Origin of the sequence: Actinoplanes sp. NPDC051861 (assembly GCF_040681145.1) — a bacterium.
Lineage (GTDB): Bacteria > Actinomycetota > Actinomycetes > Mycobacteriales > Micromonosporaceae > Actinoplanes.
This window is the reverse complement of sequence record NZ_JBFAYE010000002.1, coordinates 253462-266929: the sequence shown is the minus strand read 5'-3', so window position 1 is coordinate 266929 and position 13468 is coordinate 253462. Positions and strand designations below refer to the sequence as shown.

General features: G+C 69.9%; 14 protein-coding genes and 2 riboswitches. Of the genes, 4 read left to right on the top strand and 10 right to left on the bottom strand.

The window, feature by feature from the left end:
- Positions 1–6 precede the first annotated feature (6 nt).
- The 3 genes from AB0M02_RS07935 to AB0M02_RS07925 all read left to right on the top strand — a co-directional run bounded on the left by AB0M02_RS07935 (position 7) and on the right by AB0M02_RS07925 (position 3547).
- Positions 7–426, top strand: a complete 420-nt coding sequence (locus tag AB0M02_RS07935) for a ribonuclease domain-containing protein (protein WP_364223363.1) — start codon at positions 7–9, stop codon at positions 424–426.
- Between the two features lie 161 nt (positions 427–587).
- A riboswitch (cyclic di-GMP riboswitch) is annotated at positions 588–663 on the top strand.
- Between the two features lie 15 nt (positions 664–678).
- Positions 679–1092 (top strand): hypothetical protein, encoded by a 414-nt coding sequence (locus AB0M02_RS07930; RefSeq protein ID WP_364223360.1) that lies wholly within the window; start codon positions 679–681, stop codon positions 1090–1092.
- Positions 1093–1198: 106 nt separating this feature from the next.
- A complete protein-coding gene (locus AB0M02_RS07925) occupies positions 1199–3547 on the top strand; it encodes a signal peptidase I (RefSeq protein WP_364223357.1) in 2349 nt (782 codons plus the stop codon).
- Here the strand turns inward: AB0M02_RS07925 and thiC are convergent.
- From thiC to AB0M02_RS07880, 9 genes are all read right to left on the bottom strand, one after another.
- The gene (gene thiC / locus AB0M02_RS07920; RefSeq protein ID WP_364223355.1) at positions 3544–5061 is read right to left on the bottom strand and encodes a phosphomethylpyrimidine synthase ThiC; all 1518 of its coding nucleotides are present in this window, start codon (positions 5059–5061) and stop codon (positions 3544–3546) included. The genes AB0M02_RS07925 and thiC overlap by 4 nt on opposite strands.
- Positions 5062–5136: 75 nt before the next feature.
- Positions 5137–5904 carry a bifunctional hydroxymethylpyrimidine kinase/phosphomethylpyrimidine kinase gene (thiD, locus tag AB0M02_RS07915; protein ID WP_364223352.1) on the bottom strand — a complete coding sequence of 256 codons (768 nt, stop codon included), beginning with the start codon at positions 5902–5904 and terminating at the stop codon, positions 5137–5139.
- Complete coding sequence (locus AB0M02_RS07910; protein ID WP_364223349.1) at positions 5901–6641, bottom strand: thiamine phosphate synthase; 741 nt, start codon at positions 6639–6641, stop codon at positions 5901–5903. The genes thiD and AB0M02_RS07910 overlap by 4 nt, the downstream gene beginning before the upstream one ends.
- The gene (locus tag AB0M02_RS07905) at positions 6635–7420 is read right to left on the bottom strand and encodes a thiazole synthase (RefSeq protein ID WP_364223346.1); all 786 of its coding nucleotides are present in this window, start codon (positions 7418–7420) and stop codon (positions 6635–6637) included. Before AB0M02_RS07905 ends, AB0M02_RS07910 begins: the two co-directional genes overlap by 7 nt.
- 1 nt (position 7421) lies before the next feature.
- Complete coding sequence (gene thiS, locus AB0M02_RS07900; protein WP_364223343.1) at positions 7422–7622, bottom strand: sulfur carrier protein ThiS; 201 nt, start codon at positions 7620–7622, stop codon at positions 7422–7424.
- Between the two features lie 78 nt (positions 7623–7700).
- Positions 7701–8804: a glycine oxidase ThiO gene (thiO, locus tag AB0M02_RS07895; protein WP_364223340.1), complete on the bottom strand. Its 1104-nt coding sequence runs from the start codon at positions 8802–8804 to the stop codon at positions 7701–7703.
- On the bottom strand, positions 8801–9385 hold the full coding sequence (locus tag AB0M02_RS07890) for a thiamine phosphate synthase (protein ID WP_364223337.1): 585 nt from the start codon (positions 9383–9385) through the stop codon (positions 8801–8803). Before AB0M02_RS07890 ends, thiO begins: the two co-directional genes overlap by 4 nt.
- A riboswitch (TPP riboswitch) is annotated at positions 9379–9489 on the bottom strand. Its footprint overlaps the gene before it by 7 nt.
- A gap of 37 nt (positions 9490–9526) precedes the next feature.
- The gene (locus AB0M02_RS07885; RefSeq protein WP_364223334.1) at positions 9527–11173 is read right to left on the bottom strand and encodes an ATP-binding cassette domain-containing protein; all 1647 of its coding nucleotides are present in this window, start codon (positions 11171–11173) and stop codon (positions 9527–9529) included.
- Between the two features lie 27 nt (positions 11174–11200).
- On the bottom strand, positions 11201–11818 hold the full coding sequence (locus AB0M02_RS07880) for a methyltransferase (RefSeq protein WP_364223331.1): 618 nt from the start codon (positions 11816–11818) through the stop codon (positions 11201–11203).
- 95 nt (positions 11819–11913) lie between these two features.
- On the opposite strand from AB0M02_RS07880, the gene AB0M02_RS07875 reads away from it, so the two are divergent.
- The gene (locus tag AB0M02_RS07875; protein WP_364223328.1) at positions 11914–12651 is read left to right on the top strand and encodes a hypothetical protein; all 738 of its coding nucleotides are present in this window, start codon (positions 11914–11916) and stop codon (positions 12649–12651) included.
- On the opposite strand, the gene truA is transcribed toward AB0M02_RS07875, so the two are convergent.
- Entirely contained in the window at positions 12648–13463 is an 816-nt protein-coding gene (gene truA / locus AB0M02_RS07870; RefSeq protein ID WP_364223325.1) for a tRNA pseudouridine(38-40) synthase TruA, read from the bottom strand. The two genes, AB0M02_RS07875 and truA, sit on opposite strands and share 4 nt — an antisense overlap.
- Positions 13464–13468 lie beyond the last annotated feature (5 nt).

Here is a 13468-nt window from a genome sequence, read left to right as displayed (position 1 = left end):
AACGTCATGGTGTCCCGAATCGGCCGGTTCCTCTCCGGCCTCACCCTGGTCCTCGCCCTCGCCGGCACCGCCCTCGTCGCACCCGCGGTGGTGGCGCCCACGCACACCGACGCGGCACAGGCGGCGGTCTACAACAGCTGCACCATCAGCCGCTGCTCGGCGGCCCGCACGGCGTTCAACGGATGGGCGTCACTCGGTTGGCCTACCACCGCCGGGTGGTACTCGTGGCCGTACGGCAACTACAACTACACCGGCGGACGGTTCTACAACCGCGAGGGGCAGCTGCCCTCCGCCACCTACAGCGAGTACGACGTCTACTCACGGAACCGGGGGGCGGCGCGGGACGCGTACCGGATCGTGGTCAACCGGAGCACCCGGGTCGCGTACTTCACGCCCGACCACTACGTGAACTTCTACCGGCTCTGAGCAGTAACGTCGCGCCCCGTCCCGTTTGCCGGGGCGGGGCGCAACCGTTTAGCACCCGCACCGGTTTCAGGTGCGCAAATCGAATAAAAGTCTCGCCCTAAGTCTTAGCCCGCCCATGCCACGGCCGAACAACCTGGCGCAAGCAAATCGAGCATCCGCTCGGCCGATAAACGCAAACCCGGCGCGAGCCGGGGACGCAAAGCCAACGGGGCCCACGAGGCCGGCTGGGCTACCGACCAAGGGGAGACATACATGCGCAACCTTCTTCAGCTGCTGGGCGGCGTTGCCGTCGCGGGTGCCGTCGCAGCCGGAACGACCGCCTTCACCGCCTCGGGTGTGACCGACGGAACGTCCTCCGTCATCGCCGGCGGTAAGGTCTCCGCGGTCGCCATCACCGGTGCCGAACTCGACACGCTCGACTTCGTCAACACGGACGCGACGAACCCGGACCGCATCAACGAGATCAAGGTGACCGCCCACGTCGGCGCGTCGACGGCCGTGACGAGCGCCAACGGCATCGTCTCCGTCAAGGCCAACACCGTCACCGGTACCGGCGCCACCACCTGGCTGACCTGCACCGAGAGCGGCGGCACGTGGACCTGCGCCGACGGCTCCAACTACTGGAACAGCATCACCACCGTCGACGTCGCCGTTAACCTGGTCTGACGTACAGTCCGGCGGCTTCCGCCGCCCGGCTGTCACTGCTCTGCGATGACGCCGGACCGCCAGACCGCCGGAGTTTGTCATTCAGGTTCGAGCACGACGCCTCGCCATGGCCGCCATCCTCGTGATGGCGGCCATTGGTGCATGGGCGGTCAACACGGGCCGCCTCTCCTACGTCGTCACGCAGGGCAAGAGCATGCAGCCCGTCTACTACGCCGGCGATCTGGTGCTCATCACAAAGCCGGATATGTACCAACAGGGCGATATCGCCGCATACCATGGTGCAGGCGGCCAGATGGAGGTCCTGCACCGGATCATCGGCGGCAACGCCGAGACCGGGTTCGTCTTCCAGGGTGACAACAACAAGGACGCCGATCCCGACAAGGTTGCCGTCGATCAACTGATCGGCCGGGCCGCTCTCCACATCCCCAAGGTCGGCACCGTATTGCAGCCGGTGCTCAGCCCCACGGGTCTGGGCATGATCGGCTTTCTGTTCGTCAGTGGCGGCACGGCCGTGGCCAAGACCCGAAGAGACATACCCCGGGGCCGCCGGAAGAAGAAAGTGAAGGGCATGTCTGGCCAAGGCGGCTCGATGGCGATGGCCACGGCGATCTTCAAGGCCGTCAGCCGCCTGCACCCGGCGCTCCGCGTGCTCGCCTACGCCACCGTTGTTGCGGGCGTTCTCGGCTTGGCCCTCGGGGTCCTCGGCTACATGAAGCCGGCGACCGAGACGGTCCGGGGCAGCGGCAAGGCCGGCGAGGCGATGACCTTCTCGTACTCGGCCGACGTACCGCTCTCGCCCGCCTACGACGGCACGACCGTCTACTCCCCCGACCCGGTCTTCCGAAAGCTCGCGTCGGTGGTCAAGCTGCAGATGTCGTACCAGGGTGAGCCCGGCCGCATCGAGGTCAACGCCCGCCTCTCGGCGCAGAACGGCTGGCACACCACGGTCAACCTGTCGCAGCCGAAGCAGTTCACGTCGCAGCGCTACCTCGACGCCGTACTCTTGGACCTCGACACCCTGGAGAAACGCGCCATCGACGCCGGCAAGGCGATCGGCGCGGACATGGGTGCCATCACGCTGGCCATCACGACGAGGATCGAGCACAACGACGGTACGGCGTTCGAACCGCAGATCGCGCTCAACCTGGCACCGCTCCAGCTCACCCTCGCGAGCGGCCCGGAGAGCCTGCTGGTCGACCAGAGCAGCGGCGCGACCGGGTCGAGGGTCCAGGACCGGCAGATCGGCGCGTTCGGCTACGACGTCGTGACCGCGAGCCAGGCCCGCAAGTACGCCGTGTACCTGCTCCTGGTCGCCATAGGCGGCGCCGTCGTGATCGCCATGATGGCGCTGCGCCACGTGCCGCTGCGCACCCGCGCTCAGATCGAACGCCGGTACCCCCACCTGATCGTCCCGGTCGAGCCGATGGCCAGCCCGCCCGGCAAGCCGGTGGTCCTCGTCGACACGTTCCCCGCCCTGGTGAAGCTCGCCGAACGCTACGGCCAGATGATCCTCACCTGGACCCGCCCGGACGGCTCCGACGACTTCATCGTCCGGGACGAGGGCATCACCTACCGCTACCGGATCCAGCCGAGCATCACGGAACCGGACGCCCCGCCGATCATCGCGGAGCCCACCCCTGCCGCACCGCCACGGACACCACGGTCCCGCAAGGCGACGCCGGTCGAGGGCCCTGCCCCGGCCGCCGCCCTACCGGCCGCCCCCGAGTCGCCGTCCCCGGAGCTGGCAGCCCAGGAGCCACCAGTCCAGGAGCCGCCAGTCCAGGAGCCGGCAGCCCAGGAGCCGGCAGCCCAGGAGCCGCCAGCCCAAGAGGCGATTGAACCCCTGCCCACCGAGGCCCAGATCATCGAGGCGGAGCAGGCCGAATCAGAAAAGACCGAAACAAAGGAAAAGTCCGAGAAAGCGGAGAAGCCTGAAACAGGCGACAAGCCCGATACGGAAGAACCGATCGCTGCTCAAGAAAAGACCGAGGAATCACCCGAGGCCCAGAAGCAGCCCACCGAATCAGCACCCACTAAAGCTCCCGCTAAACGATCCCGGCGCCCCCGACCCAAGCCCACCGTCCCCGCCGAACCCGTGGCCACCCCCGAACCCTCGGCCGATTCCGCCCCGGTCACCGACACCCCCACCCCGGCAAAGCGCACCCCACGCCGCAAGCCGAGCCCCCGCAAGGCCGCAAAGCCAAAAGCCACCCCACCCCCCGAGCAACCCGACCCCCAGCAACGCGAACCGAAACAGCCCGAACCGAAACAGCCCGAACCGAAACAGCCCGAACCCACCACCGACCCCGACGACACCGCCCTCACCACGGTCGCCGAGATAGAACGGAAAGCCGTAGAAGACCTCGCCCAACTGAACAAGCCCATCCCCGAACCCGAACCCAAGCGCGAGCCCTTCTACGACTTCCTACCCCCTTCGAAGCGCCCAACCCCCTAACCAACCACAGGCAGGTAAACCCGCCCCCCACCCTCCACGAACTCCTCCGACTTGGCCTTCATCCCGGCAGCCCGCAGCTCATGACTGATCTTCATGGAGCAGAACTTCGGCCCGCACATCGAGCAGAAGTGCGCGGTCTTCGCCGGCGCCGCGGGCAGCGTCTCGTCGTGATAGGCCCGTGCCGTCTCCGGGTCCAGCGCCAGCTCGAACTGGTCCTCCCACCGGAAGTCGAACCGCGCCCGCGACAGCGCGTCATCCCACTCCTGAGCCCCAGCATGTCCTTTACCCAGGTCAGCCGAGTGGGCCGCGATCTTGTACGCGATCATCCCCGCCTTGACGTCCTCCTTGTTGGGAAGCCCCAGATGCTCCTTGGGAGTGACGTAACAGAGCATGGCCGTCCCGAACATCCCGATCATCGCCGCCCCGATGGCCGACGTGATGTGGTCATAGGCCGGAGCGATGTCCGTGGCCAACGGCCCAAGCGTGTAGAACGGCGCCCCCGAGCACAGCTCCTGCTGCAGATCCACGTTCTCCTTGATCTTGTGCATGGGTACGTGTCCGGGCCCCTCGACCATCACCTGCACGCCGTACTCCCAGGCGATGTGCGTCAACTCCCCCAACGTCCGCAGCTCCGCGAACTGCGCCTCGTCGTTGGCGTCCGCGATCGACCCCGGGCGCAGCCCGTCACCCAGGGAGAACGTGATGTCGTACTCCCGGAAGATCTCGCACAGTTCCCGGAAGTGCGTGTACAGGAAGTTCTCCCGGTGCTCCGCCAGGCACCACGCCGCCATGATCGACCCGCCCCGCGACACGATCCCGGTGACGCGTTCGGCGGCCAGCGGCACATAGGACAGCAGCACCCCGGCATGGATCGTCATGTAATCCACCCCCTGAGCCGCCTGCTCCAGAACCGTCTCCCGGAACAGCTCCCAGGTGAGCTTGAGCGGATCACCGTTGACCTTCTCGAGCGCCTGATAGATCGGCACCGTCCCGATCGGCACCGGCGAGTTCCGTACGATCGCCTCCCGCGTCTCATGAATCCGCGGCCCGGTGGACAGGTCCATCACGGTGTCCGCGCCCCACCGCGTCGCCCACGTCAGCTTCTCCACCTCCTCATCGATCGAGGAGGTGACCGCCGACGTACCGATGTTCGCGTTGACCTTCACCAGGAACCGCGACCCGATGATCATCGGTTCGGACTCCGGGTGGTTCACGTTGGCCGGCAGCACCGCGCGCCCCGCCGCGATCTCCTCCAGGACGACCGCGGGCGACACCCCTTCCCGCACCGCGACGAACTCCATCTCCGGCGTCACGATCCCGGCCCGCGCCGACTCGAGCTGGGTCCGCCCGGTCCGCCACGGTTTCCGCAGCGGGGGCAGTCCGTCCACCGGTTCGCTACCCGGCCCCGACGTGTCGTAGAGCCGCACCGGCGGGTGGTCCCCGGTCAGCACGACCTCGGTGAACGGCACCCGGATGTCCGCGCGCGGACCCTCCACATAGACCTTGCGTCGCACGATCCATACCTCCCCAAATAGTGATAAACACGGCGTCGATGGGCAGCAGAGATCCCCGCTTCGGGGCCGGCAGCCCTAGATCGACCAGCCGAAATGGTCCAGCGGCCCGGGTCCGGCACCCAGCCGCCACGCACTGCCCCCGAGCAGCCCGCGATGCACGTACTCCTTGGCCGCCCGCACCGCATCCGGCACCGTGTCGCCCGCCGCCAGCCGCACCGCGATCGCCGACGAGAACGTGCATCCCGATCCGTGGTTGTTCCGGGTCGGCACCGGCGAGCCCGGCAGCAGCACCGTCTTCCCGTCGTGGTGCAGCACGTCCAGCGCCAGCTCACTGCCGGTCACCACGACGGCGCGCGGCCCGAGCTCCGCGAGCTCGGCCGCAGCCGAGACCATTTCCTCGGCCGTCTCAACGGGCCTTCCGAGGAGGGCGCCAGCTTCGTGCCGGTTCGGCGTCAAAATGCAGGGGTACGCGAGGAGCACACCAACCACAGCCGCCTCTCCCAGCCGGCTCCCCGCCGTGGCGACGAGCACCGGATCCACAACCAGGTTCGGCAGCTCCGCCGCCCGCGCCGCGATCACCTTCGCCACGGCCGGATCCGAGATCATGCCAACCTTGACCGCCGCCACCGTCAAATCGGAGAGCACCGCGTCCAACTGCGCCGCCACGCTCTCAGCCGGCACCGGATGAATGTCCGTCACCCCAAGCGTGTTCTGCGCCGTGACAGCCGTAATCACCGAAGCCCCGAACACCCCCAAAGCCGCAAACGTCTTCAAATCCGCCTGAATCCCAGCGCCCCCACCGGAGTCCGACCCCGCAATCGTCAACACCACCCGAGGCGTCACCGCACCTCACCCGCCTCACGAACACCGGACAACACCTCACGGACGCCGGCGAACCCTCCACGGACAGCAGAGAACGCCGCACGGCCACCGGAGGACCCTCCACGGACACCGGAGGACACCTCACGGACACCGGCAGACCCTCCACAGACATCGGAAAATGCCTCACGGCCACCGGCGAACGCCTCCGACAACTCCCGCGCCGTTACCTCCGGATCCGGCGACCGCATCACCGCGCCCATCACCGCGATCCCCGCCGCGCCGGCCGCCGCGCACTCCGCCGCCTGCCCCGCCGACGAGATCCCGCCGAGCGCCAACCACGGCACCCCCGCCCGCGATGCCGCCCCGGCTGCCCCCGGCGCACCGAGCGCCGGCCCATACCCCGGCTTCGACGACGTCGGATAAACCGGCGAAATCGTCACATAGTCCACACCCGACAGATCCTCGGTCCCGTGCCACGACCGGCCCACCAACTCCACCCCCGCCGGCACCGGATCACCGCCGGCGAGATGAACAGCCGCGCCACCCAGCGGGTCAGGACCGGCAACGATCAGCCGGCCCGGTGGCACGACAGACCGGAGTTGACCGAAAACGGCCGCGCGTTCGGCGTACCCAAGATCTTTCTCGCGAAGGATGACCCACTCGGCGCCGCCGCGGACGACGGCCCGGACCACCTCCGTCAACGGCCTCGCGGCGGACCGCCGATCGGTGAGCACGACGAGCCCGCCCGGCGTCACCACACCGGAATCCCCTCGTCCTCAGTGGACGCGACCGCGTGATGACGACGCGGAATGCGCCCCGCAGCTCTGGCCAGCCGCCCGGCCGCGACCGCGTGCCGCATCGCCGCCGCCATCGCCGCCGGATCGTCGGCCCGGGTGATCGCGCTCGCGATCAGCACCGCGTCACAGCCGAGTTCCATGGCGAACGCCGCGTCCGAGGCCGTGCCGATGCCCGCGTCCAGCACGACCGGCACGTCGACGCTCTGCCTGATCAGCTCGATGTGGTGCGGGTTGGAGATCCCGAGACCGGAACCGATCGGCGAGCCCGCCGGCATCACCGCGGCGCATCCGGCGTCCGCGAGGCGGCGGGCCAGGATCGGGTCGTCGGTGGTGTACGGCAGAACCGTGAACCCGTCTGCCACCAGCGTCTCCGCCGCGCGCAGCAGCTCCACCCCGTCCGGCAGCAGGGTCCGCTCGTCACCGATCACCTCAAGCTTGATCAGCTCCGTCTCGAACGCCTCCCGCGCCATCTGCGCCGTCTTCACCGCGTCCCCGGCCGTGTAACAGCCCGCCGTGTTCGGCAGTACCCGCACGCCCAGCCGGTCCAGCATCGGCAGCAGTCCCGGCCCGGCCGCCTCCACCCGGCGCAGCGCCACCGTGACCAGCGTCGTCTCGGACGCCCGGATCGCCTCTTCCAGCGCGGCCAGGCTGTTCGCACCACCCGTCCCGAGAATCAGCCCGTTGGCTGGAAGAAAGGCCGACACGGAAGCCGGTTGAGAACCCGGCGAGAACGACGACATCTCAGCCTCCCTGCGCGGCGGTGAGCACCTCGACCCGGTCGCCGTCGGCCAGGTCGACCGCGGACCACGTCGAACGCGGCACCACCGTCCCGTTGACCGCGACCGCCACCCCACGACTCGCCTCGGTGATCTCGGCGACCAGCACCGCCACCGAGCACGTGTCGGACCGGCTCTCCAGCCGCCCGTTGACTGTCAGACGCATCCGAACCTCCCAGGTCCGCGACGAAAGCATCGAGTCAGGCACATCCGAACCTCCCCGGTCCGCGAAGGGAGCATCGAGTCAGGCGCATCCGAACCTCCCGGGTTCGAAGGATTCGAGCAGGGGATCCGCCGATCCGGTGAGCACCAGTTCGGCGATGAGCCGCGCCGTGATCGGCGCGAGCAGGACACCGTTGCGGTAATGGCCGGCCGCCACCACGATCCGGCGGCTGCCGTCGAGGAAACCGAGCAGCGGCGCGTTGTCCGGCGTACCCGGCCGATGCCCCACGGTGAACTCGGTGATGTCGTGTTCGGCGAGCCCCGGCACCAGGTCGAGCGCCGCCCGCAGCAGCTCGTGCACCCCGCCGGCGGTGAGCGTGTGATCGGTCCGTTCCTCCTGGGTCGCGCCGATGACGACCTCACCGTCCGCACGCGGCACGAGGTAGACGTGCCGCCCGTCGGCCATCCCGTCGATCACGTGCCGGAGCAGGCCGGGTTCACCGCGCAGGCGGATCATCTGGCCCTTGACCGGCCGAATCGGCAGCCCGGTGAGCGCCGCCGTGCCGCAGCCCGCCGCCACGACGACCACGTCAGCTTCCACTTCGGACAAGTCGGAAATGTTTTTTCTGACGACAGCACGGGCCAGACGGCCGCGCAGAACCGCCACGACCTTCCGTGGGTCGACTTGCCGCTCAGAGGGCGCGAAAACCCCGGCCCGGACCCGTGGGGACAGCGCGGGTTCCCGGTCACGCAACTGCGACCCGGTCAACGGGGTGAGCTTCTGGTGCTTCCACTCCCGGGCCGACTCCGCGACGTCATCAGCGGTCAGCGCGACACCGAGCGTTCCGGCGTCGTCGTACCCGACGTCACCGAGGCCCGCGGCGTACGACGGCCACAGCTCGTTGGCAGCGTCCAGCAGCCGGGTGAGATGCGGGTACTCAAAGGTCGACTCCCCACCCGGCGCCAGCATCCCGGCCGCGACGTGCCACGCGCCGCCAGTGCCCTCGGGCGCCGTGTCGTAGACGGTGACATCCGCCCCACGCCGGACGAGCTCGTCGGCGATCGCGAGTCCGATGATCCCGGCACCGACAACGGCGACCCGACCGATGCCGGCCACATCGGCGCCCGCAGCCACGTCGGCGCTCGGAGCCATGCCGGCACCCGCGGCGATCCCCGGCTCGTTCATGGCAGGACCGCCAGGAACTCCGCGACCGCTCCCTTCGGATCCTTCGCGAAGGCGGCGACCGCCGCGACACCGTGCGCCGCGAGCAGCGGCACCCGTTCCGCGGTGATGCCGCCGATCGCCAGGACCGGCGTGCCCGGGACCGCCTCGGCGACGGCCGCGATCGCGACCGGTCCGAGCGGCGGTGGCAGCCCGTCCTTGGTGGAGGTGTCGAACGCCGGCCCCACGCCGAGGTAACTGGCGCCCGCCGCGACCGCCGCGCGGGCCGCCGACGGGTTGCGGCAGGTCGCGCCGACGATCGCGTCCGGGCCGACGACACGCCGGGTGGCCTCGACGGGCAGGTCGTCCGCGCCCACGTGCACGCCGTCCGCACCCGCCGCCAGCGCCACCCCGACCCGGTCGTTGACCAGCACCATCGTCCCGGCCGGCCGGCAGATCTCGATCGCCGCGACGGTCAGCGCGTACGCCGAAGCGTCGTTGCTCTTGACTCGAATCTGGACGGCGACGTCACCGGAGGAACCCGCGACACCACGAACCACATCGAGCGAGTCGGTGATGACGTGAATACGGGGAAACCAGTGCATGAAGCACTCCTCCCTGCGCCGGCATTACCCGGATCAGGTTCGACGGTCGGGGGCCGCATCAGCCCCCCTCTCAGCCCGGTGCCCGGGCTCCCGTGGGGTTTGGTGTTGTAACCGGACCATAACCGGTCCGTGACGAAGAAGCTAGCGGACGTCCCAGACCGGCTCGGGGACCTCGACGACCTCGCCGTCGCTTCTGAACAGCACGAACCGATCGAACGAGCGGGTGAACCACCGGTCGTGGGTGACCGCGATCACCGTGCCGTCGAACGCCTTCAGCCCCTCCTCCAGCGCTTCCGCCGAGGCCAGGTCCAGGTTGTCCGTCGGCTCGTCGAGCAGCAGCACGGTCGCACCGGACAGCTCGAGCAGCAGCACCAGGAACCGTGCCTGCTGACCACCGGACAGGGTGCCGAACCGCTGGTCGCCCTGCGCGGCCAGTTCGTACCGGTTGAGCGCCTTCATCGCACCCGCCCGGTCCATTCCGGACCGATGCTCGTCGCCGCGCCAGAGGATCTCGACGAGCGTCTTCTCCACCAGCTCGGGCCGGTCGTGGGTCTGCGAGAAGTGGCCTGGGCGGACCCGCGCGCCGAGCCGGGCCCGGCCCTCGTGCGCCACGTGCGTGAGCGGCGCGCCGTCGACCGGTTTGTGCTCCAGATCGGGCTCGGTGCCACCGGACGCGAGCAGCCGCAGGAAGTGCGACTTGCCGGTGCCGTTGGCGCCGAGGACGGCGACGCGGTCCCCGTACCAGATCTCCAGATCGAAGGGGAACGTCAGGTTCTCCAGCTCGAGCTGGGAACACATGACCGCCCGTTTACCGGTGCGCCCGCCGCGCAGGTTCATCTTCACCGCCTGGTCCTTCGGCGGCAGCGGCGGCGGGCCGGCCTCCTCAAACTTGCGGAGCCGGGTCTGCGCGGCCTGATAGCGCGAGGCCAGACCGTCGTTGTACGCCGCCTTGTTCTTCAACGTGAACACGAGCTCCTTGAGCTTCTCGTGCTCCTCGTCCCAGCGGCGACGCAGCTCCTCCATCCGCTCGTGCCGGTTCATCCGGGCCTCGTGCCAGGAGGCGAACCCGCCCGGGTGCGTCCAGGCGCCGCCGCCCTCGACGGCGACGACCCGGTCGGCGGTCTCGGCCAGCAGTTCCCGGTCGTGCGAGACGTAGAGCACCGACTTCTGCGACTCGCGCAGCCGCTGCTCCAGCCAGCGTTTGGCGGGCACGTCGAGGAAGTTGTCCGGCTCGTCGAGCAGCAGCACCTCGTCGGTGCCGCGCAGCAGCAGGTCCAGGGCGAACCGTTTCTGCTCGCCGCCCGACAGAGTTCGCACCACACGATGGCGAGCCTCGTCCCACGGCTTGCCGAGGATCGACACGGCGACGGTGTCGAAGAGCACCTCCGCCTCGTACCCACCGGACTCGCCCCAGTTCGCGAGCGCGTTCGCGTACGCAATCTGGCTCTTCTCGGTCTCGTCGAGCGCCGCCGCAGCCAGCCGAAGTCGCTCGCCGGACGCGCTCAGCGCCGGTGCCACCAGGGAGAGTGCGAGATCCTCCAAGGTCCGGTCGTCGCCGATCATGCCGATGAACTGTCGCATCACGCCGAGCCCGCCGGACCGGGCGATGGTGCCGGTCTGCGCCGGGATGTCACCGGCGACCATCCGCATCAGCGTGGTCTTGCCGGCGCCGTTGGGGCCGACGAGTGCCACCTTCGCACCCTCTCCGACCCGGAACGACACGTCGGCGAACAGCTCCCGCCCATCGGGGAGCACGAAGCCCGCGCCGGCGACATCCACGTAACCCATGCCGGAATCCTCCCCGCCCGCGACCGGTCAGTCAGCCGATTTTCCGGTGACCCGCAGCACCCGGAAGCCCTTCTGGCTGGCCACCCGCTCGACGTTCCAACCGCCGGCGACGAGCCACGCGTGCAGCGAGTCGCCACCCAGGTTGCGGTTGATGACCAGCCACGCGACGCCGCCCGGCGCCAGGCGGGGCATCCACTGCTGCAGGATCGCGTGCAGTTCGGCCTTGCCCACATGCGTCGGCGGGTTGCTCCAGATCTCGTCGAACGTCACGTCGTCCGGGACCTCGTCCGGTGCGGCGACCCGGATCCGGCCGGCCAGCCCGAGCGTCGCCGCGTTCTCCGTGGTGAGCTCCCGAGCGCGCGAGTTCACGTCGACAGCGTGGACGGTCGCCCGCGGCGCCTGGCTCGCCAGCACGCACGCGATCGGCCCGTAACCGCAGCCCAGGTCCAGGAAGGTGCCCTCGGCGCCGGCCTCGGGCAGGGTGGCCTTGCGCAGGAGCACGGCCGTGCCCGGGTCCAGGCGCCCGGCCGAGAAGACGCCGGACGCGACCGCCAGCCGGTAGTTCCGGCCGGCGACGGTGAACTCGATCTCGCTGCGGCGGATCGGCGCGCCGGGCTCGGCGGTGAAGTAGTGGTCGGCACTCACCCGCCAAGTCTCCCCTGCCGCGTGCGGGGTCCCCCGTCCGGGTGGCGGACAGACTGTGCGTTCATAGATCAGCGTGCGCGCCTAGCTTGGCTCCCATGCGGTACGCCACCCCGACGCGCTCCGCCCTGCTGGTGCGGCAACCAGGCCCCATCGGTCAGCATCGTTATCCGGTGCCGCACCGGCACGCCCGGCGGAACCCACAACAGACCGCCCACCTGCTCACCCGAGGCCTCGCCGCCCTGATCGTCTCCGGCATCGTGGTGATGCTGGCGGTCCTCATCGTCGCGGACGAGGGTCATCCGCCCGTTGCCGCCGCGTCCGAGGCCGATTCCCGGATCGCCTCACGCGCCGTCGATCCCGAGCCGTTGTCCGAGACCGAGGTCTTCCCCGCCGGCTCCGCGACGTTCCGCACGGCCAGGACGACCCTCACCGCCGACTGCGCACTCGCGGCCAGCGGCACCCTGCGCTCCACACTGCGAAGGTACGGGTGTACGCAAGCGGTCCGCGCCGCCCTCACCGTCCCGCACGCCGCCTACCGGGTGACCGCCGGCGTCCTGAACCTCCCCGACACCGCTAGCGCCGAGGCCGTCGGACGTCTCGTGCCCACCCTGGTCGAGTCCGGCGACGGCGGCTTCACCGATCTGGCCGGCGCCGAGACCGCACCCGGCACCCCGGTCGGCTGGCGCACCCGCGGGCACTACCTGATGTACTGCGCGATCACCGGCCCGGACGGCGAACTGCTCCCCGGCGACGACCCACAGGTTCAGCGGATAACGTCCGACCTGCTCGACGCCCACCTCAGCGAAACGGTCCTGTCCCGCCGCGCGGTCTAGGCTCGCAGGCGCCGGGTGGCCTCGGCGCGGGCCGCGTACTCGGTCTCCCCCGGGTAACCGACAGCGATCAGCGTCAGCCCGTGCGCCGGTGCGACGGTCACCTCACTCGACCGCTCGCGCAGCGTGAGCAACCGGGCGGGCCAGGACGGGTCACGACGGCCATCGCCGACCGTGAGCATCGCGCCGACCAGGCTGCGGACCATGGCCTGGCAGAACGCGTCCGCCTGCACGGTCGCCACGCAGATCCGGTCCGGGTCGCGGCGCCACTGGAGCCGGGTGATCGCCCGGATCGTGGTCGCGTGCTCCTTGCGCTTGCAGAACGCGGCGAAGTCGTGCTCTCCGACGAGCCCGGCCGCGGCCGCGTTGAGCCGGTCCAGATCGAGCGGGCGCACCCAGCCGAGCGTGTCGTGGCGGCGCAGCGGCTCGGGACCCCACGGGTCGTCGCAGACGCGGTACTCGTACCGGCGGAAGGTGGCGGAGAAACGGGCGTCGAAATCGGCGGGGACCGGCACAACGGCGCGGACGCGGGCATCCGGCGGCATCAGGGCGGCGAGGCGCCGCAGCAGCGAGCCCTCCAGCTCGGCATAGCGGTCCGCCGGCAGATCGACGTGGCATACCTGGCCGGTGGCGTGCACCCCCGCGTCGGTCCGGCCCGCGACGGTGAGACCGAAGGGCGTCTCGGCGCCGGCAAGGCGGCCCAAGGCCTCGGTCAGAACCCCGGCAACGGTACGGCGACCAGGCTGGGCAGCCCACCCGGAGAACTCGGCGCCGTCGTATGACACGTCCAGTCGAAGACGGATGGATTCCTGCATTCCGC

What these genes read in the sequence shown, in the direction of transcription:
- AB0M02_RS07890 (WP_364223337.1), bottom strand. Translation starts at nt 9,385, where the DNA reads ATGCACTGGTTTCCCCGTATTCACGTCATCACCGACTCGCTCGATGTG.
- truA (WP_364223325.1), bottom strand. Translation starts at nt 13,463, where the DNA reads ATGCAGGAATCCATCCGTCTTCGACTGGACGTGTCATACGACGGCGCC.
- thiS (WP_364223343.1), bottom strand. Translation starts at nt 7,622, where the DNA reads ATGCGTCTGACAGTCAACGGGCGGCTGGAGAGCCGGTCCGACACGTGC.
- AB0M02_RS07925 (WP_364223357.1), top strand. Translation starts at nt 1,199, where the DNA reads ATGGCCGCCATCCTCGTGATGGCGGCCATTGGTGCATGGGCGGTCAAC.
- AB0M02_RS07885 (WP_364223334.1), bottom strand. Translation starts at nt 11,173, where the DNA reads ATGGGTTACGTGGATGTCGCCGGCGCGGGCTTCGTGCTCCCCGATGGG.
- AB0M02_RS07930 (WP_364223360.1), top strand. Translation starts at nt 679, where the DNA reads ATGCGCAACCTTCTTCAGCTGCTGGGCGGCGTTGCCGTCGCGGGTGCC.
- AB0M02_RS07935 (WP_364223363.1), top strand. Translation starts at nt 7, where the DNA reads ATGGTGTCCCGAATCGGCCGGTTCCTCTCCGGCCTCACCCTGGTCCTC.
- AB0M02_RS07875 (WP_364223328.1), top strand. Translation starts at nt 11,914, where the DNA reads ATGCGGTACGCCACCCCGACGCGCTCCGCCCTGCTGGTGCGGCAACCA.
- thiO (WP_364223340.1), bottom strand. Translation starts at nt 8,804, where the DNA reads ATGAACGAGCCGGGGATCGCCGCGGGTGCCGGCATGGCTCCGAGCGCC.
- AB0M02_RS07905 (WP_364223346.1), bottom strand. Translation starts at nt 7,420, where the DNA reads ATGTCGTCGTTCTCGCCGGGTTCTCAACCGGCTTCCGTGTCGGCCTTT.